Here is a 20,822-nt window from a genome sequence, read left to right as displayed (position 1 = left end):
GCGATGGCGTCGGCGGGGTGCCTGTGCGTTACAGAGTGAGTGATTACTTCTTGTCGTTCTTGAACGCTGCTTCAAGCGCTTCGTTGAGGGTGCGCAGCACTTTCACCCGGGCCCAGCGTTTGTCATTGGCTTCGATCAGGGTCCAGGGCGCAATTTCAGTGCTGGTACGGTCAACCATGTCACCCACTGCCTCAGCGTATTGCGGCCACTTGTCACGGTTTCGCCAATCTTCTTCGGTGATCTTGAAGCGTTTGAAGGGAATCTGCTCACGCTCCTGGAAACGCTCCAGTTGGGTCTGCTGGTCAATCGCCAGCCAAAACTTGACCACTACCACGCCAGCGTTATTCAACTGCTCTTCAAAATCATTGATCTCGCCATAGGCACGCATCCAGTCTGCCTGCTGGCAAAAGCCCTCGACCCGCTCCACCAGTACCCGACCGTACCAGGAGCGGTCGAACACGGTGAACTTGCCGCGCCCCGGGATGTGCCGCCAGAACCGCCAGAGGTAAGGCTGAGCACGCTCTTCCTCGGTCGGGGCGGCAACCGGCACGATACGGTACTGACGCGGGTCCAGTGCGGCGGCAACGCGACGGATCGCACCGCCCTTGCCTGCCGCGTCATTACCTTCGAACACGGCCAGCAAGGCATGGCGGCGCATGCGTTTATCACGCAACAGCCCTGCCAGGCGTGCCTGCTCGGTAATCAGTTGTTCCTGGTATTCGTCCTTGCCCAGTTGCTTGCTTAAATCCAGGCTGCCCAACAAGCTGCGCTGATCAATGCTCTGGTTCAGCGGCGCGATGTTACTCGGACGCACGACTCGGCCCTCGGCCTTCAACGCGTTCTGCAAGCCTTCAAGCAAAATGCGCCCGACGGCCAGGCTGCGGTAATAGGGATCGACACCCTCGATGACGTGCCATGGCGCATAGTCTCGGCTGGTACGGCGCAACACCCGCTCACCAAAGCGCACAAAGCGGTCATAGGTTTGTGACTGTTGCCAGTCCAGCGGACTGATCCGCCAACTGTGCAACGGGTCGTCCTGCAGGGACTTGAGGCGAGCTTTCATCTGTTTCTTGGACAGGTGGAACCAGAACTTGAAGATCAATGCACCTTCATCACAGAGCATCTGTTCCAGACGCTCGGCGCCGCTGATCGCCTGGTCGAGCACGGCGTCCTTGAACACGCCATGAACCCGCCCCTGCAGCATCTGGCTGTACCAGTTGCCGAAGAAGATGCCCATCCGCCCCTTGGCCGGCAACGCCCGCCAATAACGCCAGGCTGGTGGATGGGCAAGCTCCTCGTCGCTTTGCTGATCGAACGTGCGCACTTCGATCAGTCGCGGATCCATCCATTCGTTAAGCAGCTTGACCGTCTCGCCCTTGCCTGCACCTTCGACACCGTTGATCAACACAATGACCGGGAAGCGCGCCTGTTGCTTGAGTTCGAACTGTGCTTCGAGTAACGCTTCTCGCAACGCCGGGACTTCAGCGTCATAGGTGTCCTTGTCGATGGCGTGACCAATTTCAGCAGATTCGAACATGTACCAGGCTCCCTTGGTTGATAAGCAAGACTAGCGGATCAGAGCGGTCTTTGTCGGCAGAAAAATCAGTACCATGCGCCAAATCAAACAGCCTTCAACCGATCGGCTAAAATGCCGGTCTTGCCGTTTCCGAGCCGAACATGACCGACGTAACCAATTATGCCCAGATCGACTGGGACGACCAGGGACGCCCGCATTCGCGGCAGTACGATGACGTGTATTTCTCCAAGGAACAGGGCCTTGAGGAAACCCGTCATGTGTTCATTGAACAGAACAACCTGCGTCAGCGCTTCAGCGCTCTGCAGGAGAACCAGTGCCTGGTGATCGGCGAAACCGGGTTTGGTACCGGGATGAACTTTCTTTGCGCCTGGCAACTGTTCGCCGAATGCGCGGCGCCTGGGGCGCGCCTGCATTTCGTGACGGTCGAGAAATACCCCCTGAGCCGCGCCGACCTGGCCAAGGCTTTGGCCCTGTGGCCGGAGCTGGCACCTTTCGGCAATGCCCTGTTGGCCGAGTATGTGGCGGTGCATGAAGGCTTCCAGCAGTTTGTCTTCGAGCAGGGCCGTATCACCCTGACCTTGATGGTGGGCGATGCGCTGGAGCAGTTGCCACAACTCGACGCCCGGGTAGACGCCTGGTTCCTCGACGGCTTTGCCCCGGCGAAAAACCCGGAAATGTGGACCCCGGAGCTGTTCGCTCAACTGGCCAGGCTCTCGGCCGAACAGGCCACACTCGGCACCTTTACCAGCACCGGCTGGGTTCGTCGCGGCCTGATGGCTGCCGGTTTCACGTTGAAAAAGATCCCGGGGATCGGCAAGAAATGGGAAATCGTGCGCGGGGTCTATGAAGGCTGCCCGCCCGAGCCGGCAGCCCCGGCAGTTGTCGCGCCCTGGTACGCCCGCCCGCCGGCCCTGCCTGGCCCACGCCAGGCACTGGTGATTGGCGCTGGCCTGGCTGGCTGCGCGACAGCCGCAAGCCTGGCCGCACGTGGCTGGCAGGTCAGCCTGCTGGAGCGCCATGCACAACCGGCCAGCGAGGCCTCGGGCAACCCGCAAGGTGTGCTCTACCTGAAGCTCTCAGCCCACGGCACCGCCCTGTCGCGGCTGATCATCAGCGGCTTCGGTTACACCCGGCGCTTGCTGGAACAGTTGCAACGTGGCCGTGACTGGGACGCCTGCGGTGTCTTGCAACTGGCCTTCGACGACAAGGAAGATCAGCGTCAGGCCAAACTGGCCGAAGCCTTTGATGCAACGTTGCTGCAACGCCTGAACCGCACCGACGCCGAAGCCGTGGCGGGCATTGGCCTGGCCAGCGGCGGCCTGTTCTACCCCGAAGGTGGTTGGGTTCACCCACCGGCGCTGTGCGCCTGGCAAGCCGAACATCCGAACATCCGCCTGCTGATGCATCATCAGGTGCTGGAACTGCGCAAGGTCGATGACCAGTGGCAGGCCTGGGAGGGCGAGCGCCTGCTAGCCAATGCGCCGCTTGTGGTGCTCGCCTGTGCTGCAGAAATCCAGCGTTTTGAAGGTTGTAGCGGGTTGCCACTAAAACGCATCCGAGGACAAATCACCCGCCTGCCGGTCACCGAGCAGAGTTCAGCCCTGAGCACCGTGGTCTGCGCCGATGGCTACGTTGCACCGCCGCGCCTGGGTGAACACACCCTCGGCGCCAGCTTCGACTTCACGGCCACCGATCTGACGCCTACTGCCGCCGAGCACCAAGGCAACCTGGCGTTGCTAGAGGAAATCTCCAACGACCTGGCAGCACGCCTGGGCGCGGATCAACTCGACCCCGACGTGCTTGAAGGCCGGGCGGCATTCCGCTGTACCAGCCCAGACTACCTGCCAATCGTTGGCCCGTTGGCTGACCGCGAAGCGTTCACCCAGGCCTATGCGGTGCTCGCCAGAGACGCCCGACAACAGCCCGATACGCCCTGCCCTTGGCTTGAGGGCTTGTACATCAACAGCGGCCATGGGTCACGAGGGTTGATCACCGCGCCACTGTCAGGCGAGTTGATTGCCGCCTGGGTTGACGGCGCCCCCTTGCCATTGCCTCGGGCGGTCGCCGAGGCCTGCCATCCGAACCGCTTCATGTTGCGTGAACTGGTACGCGGCAAGCACCGACAGGGCTAAGCCAGCCGGTGACGATTCGCGTAGGATGTGGAGAATCTTAACTACGTCCAAGTCTTTTTATGCTGATTCCTTACGACCAACTGGAAGCTGAAACCCTGACCCGCCTGATCGAGGACTTCGTCACCCGCGACGGCACCGACAACGGTGACGAAACCCCACTCGAAACCCGTGTACTGCGGGTTCGCCAGGCGCTGCTCAAAGGCCAGGCCTTTATCCTTTTCGACCTGGAAAGCCAGCAGTGCCAGTTGCTACCCAAACACGAAGTCCCTCGGGAGCTGCTGGGCTGAATCAGTCCGCGCTCGTCTTCTTGCCGGCCTGCTCGACGATACGCCGGTAGACTTCCGCCCGGTGTACCTCGATATGCCGTGGAGCGCTGATACCGAAACGAACGGTGCCGCCCTCCACGGACAACACTTCGATCCTGATCTGCCCATCAATGGCGATCACCTCACCTACCTCACGTCCTATAACCAGCATCTCTTTTTCCTCCAGCTCTTGGCGAATCTGGAGACTGCGGCATGGGCAAGGTGCCATCAACGCTGCGAGCGAGATTTAGGCGTTTCCCACCATGTGTTCGGAATTTCCCTACAAATTAACTTAAAAAAGAGGCCTTCAAGCGCTTTGTAAACGCGGCCCCAACACAATGATGCTGGCACCCAGCACACAGAGCAGCGCACCGATCCAGTCACTGCCCAACGGCTTGGCACGCTCAACAAACGCCAGCCAGATCAACGAGGTGACAATATAGATACCGCCATAGGCGGCGTAAGCGCGGCCGGCATAAGCAGCCTCGACCCGGGTCAGGATCAACCCGAACAAGGTCAGGCTGACAAGCGCTGGCGCGATCCACCAGGCGCTCTTGCCCAGCCTTAGCCAGAGATAGAAGGCATAGCATCCGCCGATCTCGAAGACTGCAGCCAGGAAGAACCAGAAGTAATTGATCACGCCAGAGCACCTTGGGTTGTTAAGCAAAGGTGCCCAGAATACCTGAGGCAAACGCTCAAGCCTGCGCCGGACGCGCCTTGCTGCGCATTTTCTCAGCCATTGTGGCCATCTCGTCATACAGCGCCTGAGGGTGTTGCTGCTTGAGCTGCCAGGCCTGACGGCCTTGTTCGTGAGGGAGGATCAAGAATTCGCCTTGCGCGACATGCTGGTAGATGTAGTCGGCGATTTCACTCGCGGTAATCGGCGAGCTTTCCAGCAACTTGCCCACTTGTGCTTTCATCGCTGGTGTCGGCCCGCGGAACGAGTCCAGCAGGTTGGTCTGAAAGTAGGACGGGCACACCACATGTACCGCAACCTCCTGTTGGCGTAGCTCCACCAGCAAGCTTTCCGACAAGGCCAGCACGCCCGCCTTGGCCACGTTGTAGTTGCTCATGGCCGGGCCCTGCATCAAGGCCGCCATCGATGCGATGTTGATGATTCGTCCTTTGCTGCGGGTCAGCAGAGGCAAGAACGCCTTGCAGCCCTTGACCACGCCCATCAGGTTGATTGCCAGTTGCCAATCCCAGTCCTCCAGCGACAACTCGGCGAAAAAGCCGCCAGAGGCAACACCCGCGTTGTTGACGATCACATCAACCCCATCGAAATGCTCTTCACAGGACTGCGCCAATGCTGTCAGTTGACTGTAGTCACGCACATCACAGCGTTGAATGAAGCCCGTTCCCCCCGCCTCGCGCACCAGGGCCAGTGTGTCTCTCAATCCGGCCTCATTGACATCGGCGAGCGCCAGCTGCCATCCCTCACGGGCCCAACGCAACGCCATTTCTCGGCCCAGCCCCGAACCAGCGCCAGTGATCATCATGCGGTTTTGCATAGACGGAAGCCTCGTTCAACCATGGATACGTTCGGCGAGTGTAGCGAAGGCACGGCACCGCCCCACCCTCCATCAGGTTGCTGAATGGCGCAGGCTAAATGAATGGCGTGGCCTTGAAGCGCCGAGGCGCGAAAGGCGATCCAGCCCACGCTCACGACGCAAAAGGCCAAAAAAAATGCCAGTCGATTGACTGGCATTTTTCTGTGGCTTAACCGCTCAGCGTATTAGTGCGCTACCGCACCGCTGGCGCCCAGGCCGGTTTGCGAACGTACGAACTGCGGGTAGAACAGTGCACGTTCTTCATCAGCTGCTTTGGACTTGTCGGTGATCGAGAAGAACCAGATACCGACGAAGGCAATCAGCATCGAGAACAGCGCTGGGTACTCGTACGGGTAGATCGCTTTCTCGTGACCGAGGATCTGTACCCAAATGGTTGGGCCGAGAACCATCAGGCCTACTGCACTGACCAGGCCCATCCAGCCGCCGATCATGGCGCCACGGGTGGTCAGCTTCTTCCAGTACATCGACAGCAGCAGTACTGGGAAGTTGCAGCTGGCAGCGATGGAGAACGCCAGACCTACCATGAACGCGATGTTCTGCTTCTCGAACAGGATCCCCAGGAAGATTGCCAGTACCGCCAGAGCGATCGTGGTGATCTTCGAAACGCGGATCTCGTCCTTCTCGTTGGCGCGGCCTTTACGGAACACGCTGGCATACAGGTCGTGGGACACTGCCGAGGCACCGGCCAGGGTCAGGCCTGCAACCACTGCCAGGATGGTCGCGAACGCCACCGCCGAGATGAAGCCGAGGAAGATGCTACCGCCCACCGCTTTGGCCAGGTGGATAGCGGCCATGTTGTTACCGCCCAACAGCGCGCCAGCCGCGTCCTTGAAGTCCGGGTTGGTGCTGACCAGCAGGATCGCGCCGAAGCCGATAATGAAGGTCAGGATGTAGAAGTAACCGATGAAGCCAGTCGCATACAGCACGCTCTTACGCGCTTCCTTGGCGTCGCTTACGGTGAAGAAGCGCATCAGGATGTGCGGCAGGCCAGCGGTACCGAACATCAGTGCCAGGCCCAGCGAGAACGCCGAAACCGGATCTTTCACGAGGCCACCAGGGCTCATGATCGCTTCACCTTTAGGGTGAACGCTGATCGATTCGGAGAACAGCAGGTTGAAGTCGAAGTTAACGTGCTTCATGACCATCAGCGCCATGAAACTGGCACCAGACAGCAACAGCACAGCCTTGATGATCTGTACCCAGGTGGTTGCCAGCATGCCGCCGAACAACACGTACAGCGCCATCAGGATACCGACCAGGATCACCGCAACGTGGTAGTCCAGACCGAACAGCAGTTGGATCAGCTTACCTGCACCGACCATCTGTGCGATCAGGTAGAACGCTACCACCACCAGCGAGCCAGAGGCCGACAGGGTGCGGATTTCCTTCTGCTTCAGACGATAGGAAGCAACGTCGGCAAAGGTGTATTTGCCCAGGTTACGCAACCGCTCGGCGATCAGGAACAGGATGATTGGCCAGCCGACCAGGAAGCCGATCGAATAGATCAATCCATCATAGCCAGAGGTGTACACCAGTGCGGAAATACCCAGGAAGGACGCCGCGGACATGTAGTCACCGGCGATTGCCAGACCGTTCTGGAAGCCCGTGATACGACCACCCGCAGCATAGTAATCCGCTGCCGAGTTGTTGCGCTTGGATGCCCAGTAGGTAATGCACAGGGTGGCGCCAACGAAAACCACGAACATTGCAATGGCAGAAATGTTCAGCGGTTGTTTGTGGACCTCACCGGTCAGGGCCTCTCCCGCCCAGACGGCCGGCGCGAATACGCCGAAGGCCAGTGTTGCCAGTAAACGCCGGATCATTGCTGAGCCTCCTTGAGAATCGCGTTGTTCAGATCGTCGAACTCACCGTTCGCACGACGCACGTAGATCCCGGTGAGAATGAAGGCTGCGACAATAATGCCGACACCCACGGGAATGCCCCACGTAATCGAACTCTCAGGACTGACCTTGGTGCCCAGAATCTGGGGACCATAGGCGATAAGCAGAATGAAGCCGGTGTAAAGCCCAAGCATGATCGCCGATAGAATCATGGCGAACCGCTCCCGTTTCGAAACAAGCTCCTTGAACCGCGGGCTGTTTTGTATCGAGAGGTAAATGCTGTCGTTCATTGTTTTTGTCCTCGCAGCACAGAGTAGATAGAACTCACCGCTACTTTATGCTGCCTTGGGACGCACTCCAGACGACCTTAGTCTTATATGTAAAACTCTTTTGCAGTTTCTGTAACAGCCACGAATGAAAAGGGCTGCATGATCGCAAAAACTCATGCAGCCCTCGGGAGGCAGAGGCGGCCGTGTTAAAGGTTACTTGGCGGTCCACTCCGCGACGCGCTCAGGGTGTTTGGCAACCCAGTCCTTGGCGGCGGCCTCAGGCTTGGCGCCCTCCTGAATCGCAAGCATGACCTCGCCGATTTCGTCTTTCGACTGCCAGGAGAATTTTTTCAGGAACGTCGCGACTTCTGGCGCCTTGGTCGCCAGCTCTTTGCTGCCAATGCTGTTGACGGTTTCAGCAGCGCCGTACACCCCTTTTGGGTCTTCAAGGAAGCGCAATTTCCACTTGGCGAACATCCAGTGCGGCACCCAGCCAGTGACCGCAATCGACTGCTGCTTGGCATAGGCACGCCCCAGTTCAGCGGTCATCGCCGCGCCGGAACTGGCCTGCAACTTGTAGCCGGTCAGGTCGTAGTCCTTGATTGCTTGATCGGTCTTGAGCATCACACCGGAGCCGGCATCGATACCCACGATCTTTTTCTTGAAGCTGTCATCGGTCTTCAAATCGGCCAGGGAAACAGCCTTGACGTAATCCGGAACGATCAGGCCGATCTTGGCGTCCTTGAAGTTAGGACCGTAGTCGACCACGCTGTCTTTGTTCTTGTTCCAGTACTCGCCGTGAGTGACTGGCAACCAGGCGGAGAGCATGGCGTCCAGTTTGCCAGTGGCGACCCCTTGCCACATGATGCCGGTCGCAACGGGCATCAGCTTGACGTCGTAGCCCAGTTTTTCCTTGATCACTTGTGCCGCGACAAACGTCGTCGCGACGCTGTCCGACCAGCCATCGACGTAGCCGATGCTCACTTCCTTGGCCATCGCCTGTGTGGCGCCCATTGCCAGTACCAGGGCGGAGGCCGCCCCCAGGAGTCGTCGCATTTTCATCAAAGCTTCCCCTCGTTACTTCACGGAAAGTGCAGCGCCCGACAATGGTCGAGCATCGTCACGTTATGGTTTGGTGCATGGCGCCCCCGTCACGCCCGCTTACCAGGACAACCGAAGCATCAGCGGAGTACTGATACACCGCATCATCAACCGACACTCCCCTCGATCCTGCTCTGGCAGCGACCCCGAAACAGCGAGAAACGACATCACAAGGCCAGTAACGCGGGGCTTGGCTCGAACGGCTGTCGGTTACGCCCGAACTTTGCATGCCAAGGCGTTAGTGGGCGGCTTTTGCGGGTACTATTGGCGGCTTTGTTACCAGACGGCGTCGATTTATGTCCTCCACCGCCCGCTTCCCCACGCTGCCTTACCTGTTTGCCTGCCTGCTCGGCCTGCTGGCCCTTGCCGGGCTCTGGTATGGACTGGGGAAACCGGTGGTGCTGCCCGATGCGGCCAGCGCCACACACAAACTGCAGTGCGCGTCCTATACGCCGTTCGATAAAGACCAGTCGCCGTTCGACCAGCCTTTTCAACTCCGCCCGGCGCGCATGGATGCTGACCTGGCGCTGTTGGCCAAGCGCTTCGAGTGCATTCGCACCTATTCAATGACCGGCCTTGAGGCGATCCCTGAACTGGCCCGCAAGCACGGCCTGAAAGTGATGCTCGGCGCCTGGATCAACAGCAACCCGATAGACACCGAGAAGGAAATCCAGGCACTGATCGCCTCGGCCAATGCCAACAAGGACGTCGTTCGTGCGGTGATCGTTGGCAATGAGGCGCTGCTGCGCAAGGAAGTGACTGGCCCGCAACTGGCCGGCCTGATCGCCCGGGTGAAAAGCCAGGTCAGCGTACCGGTAACCTATGCCGATGTCTGGGAGTTCTGGCTGAAGCATCCGGAGATTGCCCCGGCCGTGGATTTCCTGACCATCCACCTGTTGCCGTACTGGGAAGACGATCCTAAACGTATCGACGACGCCCTTGCCCATGTCGGCGAAATCCGCCAGGTATTCGGCAACCGCTTCGCGCCCAAGGACATCCTGATCGGTGAAACCGGCTGGCCCAGCGAAGGTCGCCAGCGCGAAACCGCCCTTCCCAGCCGGGTCAACGAGGCACGCTTCATTCGTGGTTTCGTGGCCATGGCCGAGCAGCAGGGCTGGCACTACAACCTGATAGAAGCCTTTGACCAGCCGTGGAAACGCGCCAGCGAAGGCGCCGTTGGCGGTTACTGGGGCCTGTACGACGCAGACCGTCAGGACAAGGGCGTGCTTGAAGGGCCGGTGTCGAACCTGCCGCTCTGGCCGCAGTGGCTGAGCGTCAGTGCTGCACTGTTCCTGATCACGCTGTGGCTTGCCGGCCCGGTGCGTGGCACCCGCTCGGCCTTGCTGCTGCCGTTGCTGGCCGCGACCGGTGCCGGCAGCGTTGGGTTGTGGGGTGAACTGGCGCGGGTCAACAGCCGGTTTGCCGGTGAGTGGTTGTGGGCGGGCCTGCTGGTCGGTCTGAACCTGCTGGTACTGGCCTATGCGGCCCTGGCACTGGCGACACGTAAAGGCTGGCGTGAACGCGCCTTCAACTGGCTGAACGCCCGGGCGGGATGGTGGCTGGTGGCGGCCGGCTTTGCGGCAGCGGTAAGCATGCTGGCACTGGTCTTTGACCCGCGTTACCGCAGTTTTCCGAGTGTGGCCTTGGTGTTGCCAGCATTGGTCTATGCCCTGCGGCCGGTACGTGCGCCACGGGCGGAGGTCGGGATGCTGACGTTTATCATCGGCGCTGGCATCGCGCCGCAACTGTTCGGTGAGGGTTTGGGCAACCAGCAAGCGTGGGGCTGGGCGGTGGTCAGTGCGGTGATGGTGGTGGGATTGTGGCGGAGTTTGAGGGTGCGTCAGTAACGTAGAACAAGCGTAATGCCCGGCCTTGCTGAACCCGGATAGGCTCACACGGTCTCAGTGAGTCCGCGGCGCCTGCATCGTTGGCAAGCCAACTCCCACAGGGATCTGCGCAGTACACTGCATTTTCTGTAGGAGCAGGCTCGCCTGCGATGGCATCAGCGCGGTGCCAGTAGGTACGCGGCAGCTGCATCGTTGGCAAGCCAACTCCCACAGGGGTCTGCGCAGTACTCTGCATTTTCTGTAGGAGCAGGCTCGCCTGCGATAGGCCCAACACGGTCTCAGAGAGTACGCGGCGCCTGCCTAACCAGGCGCAACGCCGCCAGCACCACGGCAAACACGGCCATACTGGCGGTGTACAAGACCAGTGCCGGGATCCCGAACAGCAGTGCCATTACCGCAACGCGCCAGCCGGCACGACCGGGCACACACATCGCGAGCAGTGCCAGGCCCAGCGCCGTCCAGGCCAGGACCCGCCAGTGGATCATCAAACCCAACATCGAACGCACCTGACACGACCAGGCCGTCGCCTGTTCCAGGCATACGCCAACCCACTGAGGGTCTTCCATCAACACATAACGCACGCCGTAGCTACCGGCCAGCCACAACGGCAGCAAAACCAGCAAAGCGACAAACGGTAACAAGCGGGGCATGCGCAACTCCAGAATCTTCAAAATCGGCACCCAGCATAATCGTCCAAGCCGTCTATGCAAGGCGAAAGCGCCTGTGTGAGCTACTTTACCCAATACGACAAATCGAACCCGTTGTTGCAGCAACAGTTACCGTAACGGCACTATCGATTGCGATGAATGCAACGACGCTTGGCAACTTTGCCAGCCTCAGGGTTGTCCTAACCTGCGCATTTCGCTTGTATTTTCCGGGGACTCGTCATGCTTCGATCACTGCGCCTTGCCACCTTGTTGGGTGGCCTCCTGCTGAGTGCGTGCACCTTGGCGGCAGATATTGATGCTGCCAGCTACGGTTACCCACTGACCAATCCCTTTGAAGCGACCATCGCCTCGACCCCGCCCGAGCTGCGCCCTGAACTGCCCAGTGATGAAGAGATCAACCAGTCTGATTACAACCTGAACCTGCGGCCTGAGCGAGCGTTCAGCCTGCCCGACAATTTTTGGCCCGTGAAGAAGCTGCGCTACCGGATGGCCCGCCAGGACCACCCCGCACCGCTGATTTTCCTCATTGCCGGTACCGGTGCGCCGTACAACAGCAGCCTCAACGAGTACCTGAAGAAGCTTTACTACAAGGCGGGTTACCATGTGGTGCAGTTGTCATCGCCTACCAGCTTCGACTTCATGACCTCGGCTTCGCGCTTCGCCACTCCCGGCGTTTCCAAGGAAGACGCCGAAGACATGTACCGGGTGATGCAAGCGGTAAGGGCCCAGCACCCTCATTTGGCAATCACTGACTTCTACCTCACCGGTTACAGCCTGGGCGCGCTGGATGCTGCGTTTGTCAGCCATCTGGATGAAACCCGCCACAGCTTCAACTTCAAGCGCGTACTGCTGCTCAACCCGCCGGTGAACCTCTACACCTCCGTCAGCAACCTCGACAAGCTGGTGCAGACGCAGGTCAAGGGCATCAACAACAGCACCACATTCTACGAACTGGTGCTGGGCAAGCTGACCCGTTACTTCCAGCAGAAGGGCTACATTGACCTCAATGACGCCCTGCTCTACGACTTCCAGCAGTCGCGTCAGCATTTATCCAACGAACAGATGGCCATGGTGATTGGTACTTCGTTCCGTTTTTCCGCTGCCGATATTGCCTTCACCTCAGACCTGATCAACCGCCGCGGCCTGATCACCCCGCCCAAGTACCCGATCACCGAAGGCAGCAGCCTGACGCCCTTTTTCAAGCGCGCCTTGCAGTGTGACTTCGACTGCTACCTGACCGAGCAGGTCATCCCGATGTGGCGAGCCCGCAGTGACGGCGGCAGCCTGTTGCAACTGGTCGATCAGGTGAGCCTGTATGCCTTGAAGGACTACCTCAAGGGCAGCTCGAAAATCGCCGTGATGCACAACGCGGACGACGTCATCCTCGGCCCTGGCGATATCGGTTTTCTGCGCAGTACCTTTGGCGACCGCCTGACGCTTTACCCGCACGGTGGCCATTGCGGCAACATCAATTACCGCGTCAACAGCGACGCTATGCTGGAGTTTTTCCGTGGTTAAAAAACTTCTCTTCGTTGCGGCGCTGCTCACCGCCGGCCTGGCTCAGGCCGACGACACCCCACCTCAGGCCCCCACGGCGGACGCCGATGGTTTTACCCAGCCACTCAAGTCCCTGAAGTTCAACCCTGGCCTGGATCAACGCGAGTTTGAGCGCTCGACCTTGACCGCCCTGAACGTCTATGACCCATGGGAGTCCTGGAATCGCCGGGTGTACCACTTCAACTACCGCTTCGATGAGTGGGTGTTCCTGCCGGTGGTCAATGGCTACCAGGCGATTACCCCCGGCTTTGTCCGCAGCGGCGTGAGCAACTTCTTCAGCAACCTGGGCGATGTGCCGAACCTGTTAAACAGCCTGCTGCAACTCAAGGGCAAGCGTTCGATGGAGGTCACCGCGCGTCTGCTGTTGAACACCACGATTGGGGTCGCAGGCTTGTGGGACCCGGCCACCAAAATGGGCATTCCGCATCAAAGCGAAGACTTCGGCCAGACACTGGGTTTCTATGGTGTGCCCGAAGGCCCTTACCTGATGCTGCCGATCCTCGGCCCGTCCAACCTGCGGGACACCGGAGGGCTGGTGGTGGACTACCGCGGCGAGACGCAGATCAACTTCCTCAACGTTGCTGAAGTCAGCAGCAATCACCCTGAACTGGTCGCGCTACGCGCGGTCGACAAGCGCTACACCACCAGCTTCCGCTATGGCCAGACGAACTCGCCATTCGAGTATGAGAAGGTGCGTTACGTCTACACGGCAGCACGGCAACTGCAGATCAACGAATGACGAGGTACTGACCCGACCCTACGGAAGACGACATCGCGAAGGCTGGTCGGATCAAAGCCCGAGAAACCGGCTGAGCTGTGAACGCTTGGCCAGGGCATCGCGTCGTCCCAGTTCAATCAGCTCACTGCAGTAGCTGGCCTCGAACAGCAGGTAGCTGAGCACCCCGGCGCCGCTGGTTTTGGTCGCCCCCGGCCCGCGCAGGAACAGGCGCAACGCCGCTGGCAACTCCCGCCGGTGACGGGCGGCGATTTCATCCAGCGGCTGGCTGGGTGCGACCACCAGCACCTCCACCGGTGTCAGCCCCAGGTGTTTGGGGCGTCGCTCGGGCGGCAACAGGTGACTCAGGTGGTTAAGCCGCTGCAGTAATTCCAGATCGTCCTCCAGGCTGTCGATGAAGGTACTGTTGAGCATGTGCCCGCCAATTTGCGCAAGGCTTGGGTGCTGACCACTGAAGCTGCGCTGATGCGGGAGGAGCTCCGACGGGTGATGAGGGTTACCACTGACCCCGACCACCAGCACCCGGTTCGCCCCCAGGTGCAACGCCGGGCTGATCGGCGCCGACTGGCGCACCGCACCATCACCGAAGAACTCTTTCCCCAGCATCACCGGAGCAAAAAGCAAGGGAATCGCCGAGCTGGCCAGCAGGTGCTCGATGGTCAAGTGCGTGGGCATGCCAATTCGCCGGTGGCGCAACCAAGGGTCGATAGCGCCACGCCCCTGGTAGAAGGTCACGGCCTGTCCCGACTCGTAACCGAAGGCGGTCACCGCCACGGCGTGCAGGTGTTTCTGCTCGATCGCCGTGGTAATCCCGTTCAGGTTCAAGTGCGTGTTGAGCAGGCCGCGCAACGGCGAGCTGTCGAGCAACGCAACCGGCACGGGGCCACCCAGCCCCAACAGGTTGTGAAAGACAAAGCGCGCGGCTTGACGCACCACCCCTGGCCAGTCACTGCGCAACACCTGGCTGCTGCGAAAGCCCTGCCAAAGCTCGGTGAGCCGGTGAATGGTCTCGGAAAACTGCATGGCGCCGCTGGCCAGGGTAACGGCGTTGATAGCCCCGGCGGAGGTGCCGACAATCACCGGAAAGGGATTGGCAGCACCCGCTGGCAACAGATCGGCAATCCCGGCCAACACCCCGACTTGATAAGCGGCACGGGCACCGCCGCCGGAAAGGATCAGACCGGTAACCGGTTCTGCTGCTGCCATGCTGTTGCTCCCTGAGTACTTGCTGGAAAGCCCGTATATGGACTAACGCCGTTTTTCGTAAAGCTTCGGTGCTCCTGGCGGCCGCGACTTGAAGCGTCGATGCGCCCACAGGTACTGCTCAGGGCATTCACGGATCGATGCCTCGACCCACTGATTGATACGCAGGCAGTCGTCCTCTTCGGTCTCCCCCGGGAAGTCGGCCAGCGGAGGGTGGATCACCAGCCGGTAACCGCTGCCATCGGCCAGGCGCTGTTGGGTAAAGGGGATCACCCTGGCCTTGCCCAGGCGGGCAAACTTGGTGGTTGCCGTGACTGTCGCGGCGTCGATGCCGAACAGCGGCACGAACAGGCTCTGCTTGGCGCCATAGTCCTGGTCTGGCGCATACCAGATCGCCCGGCCGGCACGCAGCAGCTTGAGCATGCCGCGCACGTCCTCACGCTCCACGGCCAGCGAGTCGAGGTTATGCCGCTCGCGCCCCTGGCGCTGTACAAAGTCGAACAACGGGTTCTTGTGCTCGCGGTACATGCCATCGATGGTGTGTTTCTGGCCGAGCAAGGCTGCACCGATCTCCAGCGTGGTGAAATGCAACGCCATCAGGATGGCGCCCTGGCCATCACGCTGGGCGGCCTGCAGGTGTTCCAGCCCTTCGATATGCGCCAGACGCGCCAGACGGGCTTTTGGCCACCACCAGCTCATGGCCATTTCGAAGAAGGCGATGCCGGTGGAGGCGAAATTTTCCTTGAGCAGGCGGGTCCGCTCGTCGGACGACAGCTCAGGGAAGCACAGCTCTAGATTGCGTGCGGCAATGCGCCGACGCTCGCCTGCAACACGGTACATGGCTAACCCGAGGCCACGACCGATTGCCAGCAATACCCGGTAAGGCAGCTGTACGATCAGCCAGAGCACGCCCAGGCCCAGCCACAATGGCCAGAAGCGCGGGTGCAAAAAATAGGGACGAAAGCGCGGGCGATCCATTCAAGATTCCGGAAAGACAAAGGCCGCGCATTCTACAACGGTTCGGTGCGGGTTGCGGCTAACGTACGATCTCGTTATAAGTCTGGGCACTTTTTCGTAACAAGTCGCCCGATGCAGACCATGAGCCAAACTCAGACGCCCGACCAAGAACCCGTGTTCCAGCTCAAGGGCAGCATGCTCGCCATTACCGTGCTTGAGCTTGCGCAAAACAACCTTGAGGGCCTGGATCGGCAATTGGCCGCCAAGGTTGCCCAGGCCCCCAACTTCTTCAGCAATACCCCGTTGGTGCTGGCCCTGGACAAGTTGCCGCCCAGCGAAGGCGCCGTGGACCTGCCGGGCCTGATGCGGGTCTGCCGTCAACACGGCCTGCGCACCCTGGCGATTCGCGCCAGCCGGATCGAGGACATTGCGGCCGCCATCGCCATCGACCTGCCCGTATTGCCGCCCTCCGGCGCCCGCGAGCGGCCCGTGGAGCTGCCAGAGCCAGTGGTCGAGAAGAAAAAACCCGAGCCACCGGCAGAACCTGCGGTAAAACCGACCAAAATCATCACCTCACCTGTACGTGGCGGCCAGCAGATCTATGCTCAGGGCGGCGACCTGGTCGTGATCTCGTCGGTCAGCCCGGGGGCGGAACTTCTTGCCGACGGCAATATCCATGTGTACGGGGCGATGCGTGGGCGCGCCCTGGCCGGGATCAAGGGCAACACCAAGGCACGGATTTTCTGCCAGCAAATGACCGCTGAACTGGTCTCGATCGCCGGGCAATACAAGGTCTCCGAAGACCTGCGCCGCGATCCGCTGTGGGGGGCCGGGGTGCAGGTCAGCCTGTCCGGTGACGTGTTGAACATCACCCGTCTTTAACGGATACTGCCGCCATTTTCCGCGCAACTTTTTTCGACGTTGCCGTTTTGTATTTTTTGGGACTGAACGTCCTTTTTTCTTTAGGGGTGATACACCTTGGCCAAGATTCTCGTGGTTACATCCGGCAAGGGTGGTGTGGGTAAGACCACCACCAGCGCCGCTATCGGTACCGGCCTCGCTCTGCGTGGCCACAAGACAGTCATCGTCGACTTCGACGTCGGCCTGCGTAATCTTGACCTGATCATGGGCTGCGAACGCCGCGTGGTCTATGACTTCGTCAACGTCGTGAATGGCGAAGCCAACCTGCAACAAGCCCTGATCAAGGACAAGCGCCTTGAAAACCTTTACGTGCTGGCGGCCAGCCAGACCCGCGACAAGGACGCGCTGACCCAGGAAGGCGTCGAGAAAGTCCTGATGGAACTCAAGGACACCTTCGACTACGTGGTCTGCGACTCACCGGCCGGCATCGAGAAAGGTGCCCACCTGGCCATGTACTTCGCTGATGAGGCGATCGTCGTGACCAACCCGGAAGTGTCCTCGGTACGCGACTCCGACCGCATGCTGGGCCTGCTGGCGAGCAAATCGCGCCGCGCCGAGAAAGGCGAAGACCCGATCAAGGAACACCTGCTGATCACCCGCTACCATCCAGAGCGCGTGAGCAAGGGCGAAATGCTCGGTGTCGAAGACGTGAAGGAAATTCTCGCCGTTGCCCTGCTGGGCGTTATCCCTGAATCCCAGGCGGTGCTCAAGGCATCCAACCAGGGCGTTCCCGTCATCCTCGATGACCAGAGCGACGCCGGCCAGGCGTACAGCGATACCGTTGACCGTTTGCTGGGTAAAACCGTGGAACATCGTTTCCTCGATGTACAGAAGAAGGGATTCTTCGAGCGCCTGTTTGGAGGCAACTAATCAATGAACCTTTTTGACTTCTTTCGTGCCAGCAAAAAAGTAAGTACCGCCTCGGTTGCGAAAGAGCGTCTACAGATCATCGTGGCGCACGAGCGCGGTCAGCGCAGTACCCCGGACTACCTGCCAGCCTTGCAGAAGGAGCTGGTGGAGGTGATCCGCAAGTACGTCAACATCGGCAACGATGATGTGCAGGTCGCTCTGGAAAACCAGGGCAGCTGCTCGATCCTGGAACTCAACATCACCCTGCCCGACCGCTGACAGGCAGCCGGGCAAGCCACCACGGCGACCGCCGGGCCTTCGCATTGCGAGGGTTCGACGGTCGCCGTTGGTGTTTACAGAGAGCATGCAATGCCGCTGTCCAACGTCCATATCCTGCACCAGGATGCCGCCGTCCTGGTGGTCAACAAACCGACCCTGCTGCTGTCCGTCCCCGGCCGCGCCGAGGACAACCGCGACTGCCTGATTACCCGCCTGCAGGAAAACGGTTATCCGGAAGCCCGCATCGTCCATCGCCTGGATTGGGAAACCTCCGGGATCATCCTCCTGGCGCGTGATGCCGACAGCCACCGCGAGCTGTCCCGCCAGTTCCATGACCGGGAAACCGAGAAGGCCTACACCGCGCTGTGCTGGGGACAACCGGAACTGGACAGCGGCAGTATCGACCTGCCACTGCGCTACGACCCGCCGACCAAGCCACGGCATGTGGTGGACCATGAGCAGGGCAAGCATGCGCTGACCTTCTGGCGTATCGTCGAGCGGTGTGGCGACCACTGCCGGGTTGAGCTGACGCCGATTACCGGCCGCTCGCACCAGTTGCGCGTGCATATGCTCTCCATCGGCCATCCGCTGCTGGGTGATCGCCTGTACGCCAACCCCGAGGCGCTGGCCGCCCATGAACGGCTGTGCCTGCACGCGAGCATGTTGAGCTTCACTCATCCGGTGACCGGTGAGCGGTTGCGCTTCGAGTGCCCAGCGCCGTTCTGATGAATGGCAACACCGCTATCAGCGGCATGGCCAGCGCCTGCAGAACCCTTGTTGGCGCTGGCCTTGTCGGCGATTCGAGCCACCCCAATCCCCAAGCAATACGTTAAACTCGCGCCACTGCTGTCTGGAGTGACTTATGCGCGATGCCCTGAATCAAGGCCTGATCGATTTTCTGAAGGCCTCCCCCACGCCGTTCCATGCCACCACCGGCCTCGCTCTACGCCTCGAAGCGGCGGGGTTCCAGCGCCTGGACGAGCGCGACAGTTGGGCCACCACCGCTGGCGGCCGCTACTACCTGACCCGAAACGACTCCTCGATCATCGCTTTCAAGCTCGGTCGGCACTCGCCCTTGATCGACGGCATCCGCCTGGTCGGCGCCCACACCGACAGCCCATGCCTGCGGGTCAAGCCGCAACCGGAGCTGCAACGCCAGGGCTTCTTGCAACTGGGCGTGGAAGTCTACGGCGGTGCGCTGCTGGCACCGTGGTTCGACCGAGACCTGTCCCTGGCCGGGCGGGTAACCTTCCGTCGCGATGGCAAGGTTGAAAGCCAACTGATCGACTTCAAGCTGCCGATTGCGGTGATCCCAAACCTGGCGATCCACCTCAACCGCACTGCCAACGAGGGCTGGGCGATCAACGCCCAGACCGAGCTGCCGCCCATTCTGGCTCAGGTAGCTGGCGATGAGCGCGTTGATTTTCGCGCCCTGCTGACGGATCAACTGGCCCGCGAACACGGCCTGAACGCCGATGTGGTGCTGGATTACGAACTGAGCTTCTACGACACCCAGACCGCCGCGCTGGTTGGCCTGAACGGCGACTTCATCGCCGGTGCGCGGCTGGACAACCTGCTGTCCTGCTATGCCGGTCTGCAAGCGCTATTGGCTGCCGACAGTGACGAAACCTGCGTGCTGGTATGCAATGACCATGAGGAAGTCGGTTCTTCCTCAGCCTGCGGGGCCGATGGCCCGATGCTGGAACAAACCCTGCGCCGCCTGCTGCCTGACGGCGACGACTTCGTCCGGACCATTCAGCGCTCGCTGCTGGTGTCGGCCGACAACGCCCACGGCGTACACCCGAACTACGCCGACAAGCATGACGGCAACCACGGTCCCAAGCTCAACGCCGGCCCGGTCATCAAGGTCAACAACAACCAGCGTTACGCCACCAACAGCGAAACCGCCGGTTTCTTCCGCCATCTGTGCATGGCCGAGGAAGTGCCGGTACAGAGTTTCGTGGTGCGCAGCGACATGGGTTGCGGCTCGACCATCGGCCCGATTACCGCGAGCCACCTGGGCGTGCGCACCGTCGACATCGGCCTGCCGACCTTTGCCATGCACTCAATTCGCGAGCTGTGCGGCAGCCATGATCTGGCGCACCTGGTGAAAGTACTGACGGCGTTCTACCGCAGCCGCGACCTGCCGTAACACCCGGCCTGCAGAGGCAGGCCTTGCCGGGGGATTTGAACAGCCCCCGAGGGAGCAAGGCTTGCCTGTGATGCTACCTTGTACTGGGCCAACCGCTGAAAGGCATCAACCCTCTTCTGGTACATCCGTGTCCATACGCTGCCCCTTCTGCGCCATAAACTCCCAGATAGAGAACTCGGCAGGGAGTTTGCCGAGGCGTTGTTCTTCTTGGGCAAGCAGGCGCTCAACTTTCTCGCGATCACCCGCCGGATATCGAAAACGCTCTACAGGGCTGAGGCCGTCCAGTAACTCTATGTAGCCGCGATAAACCGGGCGCGCATCACCCGCAGAAAAAATAAAGCTGGCTGCTGTCTGAAAACACTCGAAATCCAGCCCATCCTTTGCATAATCCGCTACATAACGCTCTTCATCCGTATATTCACCGCTTTCGTCCTCTACGATCGCCGCAAGCTCCGAACGGGATAGCCCTGCAAATGGATTATCCGGCCTACCCCTTCCTTCATGAATGGACAGTAGGAACTCAAAGGACTTCTGCTTTCGAGACAGTTGCTCAGGCGAGTTCTCTGCCGATACCTCTGACTGTTTGAAAGCCTCTGCGCCATACATCCTCACCCGCAACCAAGCCGTTTTACCAAGGCCATGGGTACCGTAAACTCTTTCGTATTTATCCCTGGCTTGATCATTCTGGGCATCGACCTGCGCCATGCTAGCGCTCAACTTCAATCCCTCGACTGAAAGACTTACACTTTCCTTCGTGCTTGGGGTTGAAGCTTCTTCTGTCGGCACTGGCTTTGGTGGTGTTCTAACAATAGTTGCCGATGATGGAACGGTGCCTATTTTCATGTTGTTCTCCCTAACCTGGCGAATACCATTACGCAGTCGGTAGCAACGACCTAC

21 protein-coding genes are annotated in these 20,822 nt (G+C 60.2%); 10 read left to right on the top strand and 11 right to left on the bottom strand.

Annotated features, from left to right (window positions below):
* Window positions 1-43: 43 nt before the first annotated feature.
* Complete coding sequence (gene pap / locus IE038_RS13940; RefSeq protein ID WP_189395800.1) at window positions 44-1,537, bottom strand: polyphosphate:AMP phosphotransferase; 1,494 nt, start codon at window positions 1,535-1,537, stop codon at window positions 44-46.
* A gap of 140 nt (window positions 1,538-1,677) precedes the next feature.
* Between pap and mnmC the strand changes: the two genes are divergently transcribed.
* Window positions 1,678-3,669 (top strand): bifunctional tRNA (5-methylaminomethyl-2-thiouridine)(34)-methyltransferase MnmC2/FAD-dependent 5-carboxymethylaminomethyl-2-thiouridine(34) oxidoreductase MnmC1, encoded by a 1,992-nt coding sequence (gene mnmC / locus IE038_RS13935; RefSeq protein WP_189395799.1) that lies wholly within the window; start codon window positions 1,678-1,680, stop codon window positions 3,667-3,669.
* 59 nt (window positions 3,670-3,728) lie between these two features.
* Window positions 3,729-3,956, top strand: coding sequence for a YheU family protein (locus IE038_RS13930; protein ID WP_163933364.1), 228 nt, complete (start codon window positions 3,729-3,731; stop codon window positions 3,954-3,956).
* A 1-nt stretch (window position 3,957) separates the two neighbouring features.
* Here IE038_RS13930 and csrA read toward each other — a convergent pair whose 3' ends face one another.
* The 6 genes from csrA to IE038_RS13900 all read right to left on the bottom strand — a co-directional run bounded on the left by csrA (window position 3,958) and on the right by IE038_RS13900 (window position 8,717).
* A complete protein-coding gene (gene csrA, locus IE038_RS13925) occupies window positions 3,958-4,146 on the bottom strand; it encodes a carbon storage regulator CsrA (RefSeq protein WP_163933366.1) in 189 nt (62 codons plus the stop codon).
* A 135-nt stretch (window positions 4,147-4,281) separates the two neighbouring features.
* Window positions 4,282-4,614, bottom strand: a complete 333-nt coding sequence (locus IE038_RS13920; protein WP_163933369.1) for a YnfA family protein — start codon at window positions 4,612-4,614, stop codon at window positions 4,282-4,284.
* Window positions 4,615-4,669: 55 nt separating this feature from the next.
* A complete protein-coding gene (locus tag IE038_RS13915) occupies window positions 4,670-5,485 on the bottom strand; it encodes an SDR family oxidoreductase (RefSeq protein WP_189395798.1) in 816 nt (271 codons plus the stop codon).
* Window positions 5,486-5,709: 224 nt separating this feature from the next.
* On the bottom strand, window positions 5,710-7,368 hold the full coding sequence (locus IE038_RS13910) for a cation acetate symporter (RefSeq protein WP_163933372.1): 1,659 nt from the start codon (window positions 7,366-7,368) through the stop codon (window positions 5,710-5,712).
* The gene (locus IE038_RS13905; RefSeq protein ID WP_163933375.1) at window positions 7,365-7,676 is read right to left on the bottom strand and encodes a DUF485 domain-containing protein; all 312 of its coding nucleotides are present in this window, start codon (window positions 7,674-7,676) and stop codon (window positions 7,365-7,367) included. Before IE038_RS13905 ends, IE038_RS13910 begins: the two co-directional genes overlap by 4 nt.
* A 192-nt stretch (window positions 7,677-7,868) precedes the next feature.
* A complete protein-coding gene (locus tag IE038_RS13900; protein WP_163933378.1) occupies window positions 7,869-8,717 on the bottom strand; it encodes a glycine betaine ABC transporter substrate-binding protein in 849 nt (282 codons plus the stop codon).
* Between the two features lie 335 nt (window positions 8,718-9,052).
* Here IE038_RS13900 and IE038_RS13895 point away from each other — a divergent pair, with 335 nt between their 5' ends.
* Complete coding sequence (locus IE038_RS13895; protein ID WP_189395797.1) at window positions 9,053-10,603, top strand: glycoside hydrolase family 17 protein; 1,551 nt, start codon at window positions 9,053-9,055, stop codon at window positions 10,601-10,603.
* A gap of 278 nt (window positions 10,604-10,881) precedes the next feature.
* Here IE038_RS13895 and IE038_RS13890 read toward each other — a convergent pair whose 3' ends face one another.
* A complete protein-coding gene (locus IE038_RS13890) occupies window positions 10,882-11,253 on the bottom strand; it encodes a hypothetical protein (protein WP_189395796.1) in 372 nt (123 codons plus the stop codon).
* Between the two features lie 237 nt (window positions 11,254-11,490).
* Between IE038_RS13890 and IE038_RS13885 the strand changes: the two genes are divergently transcribed.
* The gene (locus tag IE038_RS13885; protein ID WP_163933381.1) at window positions 11,491-12,789 is read left to right on the top strand and encodes a serine/threonine protein kinase; all 1,299 of its coding nucleotides are present in this window, start codon (window positions 11,491-11,493) and stop codon (window positions 12,787-12,789) included.
* Window positions 12,782-13,567: an MlaA family lipoprotein gene (locus IE038_RS13880; RefSeq protein ID WP_163933385.1), complete on the top strand. Its 786-nt coding sequence runs from the start codon at window positions 12,782-12,784 to the stop codon at window positions 13,565-13,567. Before IE038_RS13885 ends, IE038_RS13880 begins: the two co-directional genes overlap by 8 nt.
* A gap of 51 nt (window positions 13,568-13,618) precedes the next feature.
* On the opposite strand, the gene IE038_RS13875 is transcribed toward IE038_RS13880, so the two are convergent.
* Window positions 13,619-14,770: a patatin-like phospholipase family protein gene (locus IE038_RS13875; RefSeq protein WP_163933388.1), complete on the bottom strand. Its 1,152-nt coding sequence runs from the start codon at window positions 14,768-14,770 to the stop codon at window positions 13,619-13,621.
* A gap of 42 nt (window positions 14,771-14,812) precedes the next feature.
* A complete protein-coding gene (locus tag IE038_RS13870) occupies window positions 14,813-15,745 on the bottom strand; it encodes a lipid A biosynthesis lauroyl acyltransferase (RefSeq protein WP_163933391.1) in 933 nt (310 codons plus the stop codon).
* Window positions 15,746-15,865: 120 nt separating this feature from the next.
* On the opposite strand from IE038_RS13870, the gene minC reads away from it, so the two are divergent.
* From minC to IE038_RS13845, 5 genes are all read left to right on the top strand, one after another.
* Complete coding sequence (minC, locus tag IE038_RS13865) at window positions 15,866-16,606, top strand: septum site-determining protein MinC (RefSeq protein WP_163933394.1); 741 nt, start codon at window positions 15,866-15,868, stop codon at window positions 16,604-16,606.
* Between the two features lie 96 nt (window positions 16,607-16,702).
* Window positions 16,703-17,515: a septum site-determining protein MinD gene (gene minD / locus IE038_RS13860; protein WP_163933397.1), complete on the top strand. Its 813-nt coding sequence runs from the start codon at window positions 16,703-16,705 to the stop codon at window positions 17,513-17,515.
* 3 nt (window positions 17,516-17,518) lie between these two features.
* Window positions 17,519-17,773, top strand: coding sequence for a cell division topological specificity factor MinE (gene minE, locus IE038_RS13855; protein ID WP_065760412.1), 255 nt, complete (start codon window positions 17,519-17,521; stop codon window positions 17,771-17,773).
* A 90-nt stretch (window positions 17,774-17,863) separates the two neighbouring features.
* On the top strand, window positions 17,864-18,499 hold the full coding sequence (locus IE038_RS13850) for an RluA family pseudouridine synthase (RefSeq protein ID WP_065760413.1): 636 nt from the start codon (window positions 17,864-17,866) through the stop codon (window positions 18,497-18,499).
* A gap of 136 nt (window positions 18,500-18,635) precedes the next feature.
* Window positions 18,636-19,925 carry a M18 family aminopeptidase gene (locus IE038_RS13845; RefSeq protein ID WP_189395795.1) on the top strand — a complete coding sequence of 430 codons (1,290 nt, stop codon included), beginning with the start codon at window positions 18,636-18,638 and terminating at the stop codon, window positions 19,923-19,925.
* Between the two features lie 105 nt (window positions 19,926-20,030).
* On the opposite strand, the gene IE038_RS13840 is transcribed toward IE038_RS13845, so the two are convergent.
* Window positions 20,031-20,768, bottom strand: coding sequence for a hypothetical protein (locus IE038_RS13840; protein WP_189395794.1), 738 nt, complete (start codon window positions 20,766-20,768; stop codon window positions 20,031-20,033).
* Window positions 20,769-20,822: the final 54 nt, after the last annotated feature.

Origin of the sequence: Pseudomonas laurentiana (assembly GCF_014648275.1) — a bacterium.
Lineage (GTDB): Bacteria > Pseudomonadota > Gammaproteobacteria > Pseudomonadales > Pseudomonadaceae > Aquipseudomonas > Aquipseudomonas laurentiana.
This window is presented reverse-complemented; position numbering and strand designations above follow the sequence as displayed.

Coding starts and splice junctions, on each gene's coding strand:
- IE038_RS13890 (WP_189395796.1), bottom strand. CDS start 11,253: ATGCCCCGCTTGTTACCGTTTGTCGCTTTGCTGGTTTTGCTGCCGTTG.
- IE038_RS13845 (WP_189395795.1), top strand. CDS start 18,636: ATGCGCGATGCCCTGAATCAAGGCCTGATCGATTTTCTGAAGGCCTCC.
- IE038_RS13915 (WP_189395798.1), bottom strand. CDS start 5,485: ATGCAAAACCGCATGATGATCACTGGCGCTGGTTCGGGGCTGGGCCGA.
- pap (WP_189395800.1), bottom strand. CDS start 1,537: ATGTTCGAATCTGCTGAAATTGGTCACGCCATCGACAAGGACACCTAT.
- IE038_RS13930 (WP_163933364.1), top strand. CDS start 3,729: ATGCTGATTCCTTACGACCAACTGGAAGCTGAAACCCTGACCCGCCTG.
- IE038_RS13875 (WP_163933388.1), bottom strand. CDS start 14,770: ATGGCAGCAGCAGAACCGGTTACCGGTCTGATCCTTTCCGGCGGCGGT.
- csrA (WP_163933366.1), bottom strand. CDS start 4,146: ATGCTGGTTATAGGACGTGAGGTAGGTGAGGTGATCGCCATTGATGGG.
- mnmC (WP_189395799.1), top strand. CDS start 1,678: ATGACCGACGTAACCAATTATGCCCAGATCGACTGGGACGACCAGGGA.
- IE038_RS13910 (WP_163933372.1), bottom strand. CDS start 7,368: ATGATCCGGCGTTTACTGGCAACACTGGCCTTCGGCGTATTCGCGCCG.
- IE038_RS13905 (WP_163933375.1), bottom strand. CDS start 7,676: ATGAACGACAGCATTTACCTCTCGATACAAAACAGCCCGCGGTTCAAG.
- IE038_RS13850 (WP_065760413.1), top strand. CDS start 17,864: ATGCCGCTGTCCAACGTCCATATCCTGCACCAGGATGCCGCCGTCCTG.
- IE038_RS13870 (WP_163933391.1), bottom strand. CDS start 15,745: ATGGATCGCCCGCGCTTTCGTCCCTATTTTTTGCACCCGCGCTTCTGG.
- IE038_RS13885 (WP_163933381.1), top strand. CDS start 11,491: ATGCTTCGATCACTGCGCCTTGCCACCTTGTTGGGTGGCCTCCTGCTG.
- IE038_RS13895 (WP_189395797.1), top strand. CDS start 9,053: ATGTCCTCCACCGCCCGCTTCCCCACGCTGCCTTACCTGTTTGCCTGC.
- IE038_RS13900 (WP_163933378.1), bottom strand. CDS start 8,717: ATGAAAATGCGACGACTCCTGGGGGCGGCCTCCGCCCTGGTACTGGCA.
- IE038_RS13840 (WP_189395794.1), bottom strand. CDS start 20,768: ATGAAAATAGGCACCGTTCCATCATCGGCAACTATTGTTAGAACACCA.
- minE (WP_065760412.1), top strand. CDS start 17,519: ATGAACCTTTTTGACTTCTTTCGTGCCAGCAAAAAAGTAAGTACCGCC.
- minC (WP_163933394.1), top strand. CDS start 15,866: ATGAGCCAAACTCAGACGCCCGACCAAGAACCCGTGTTCCAGCTCAAG.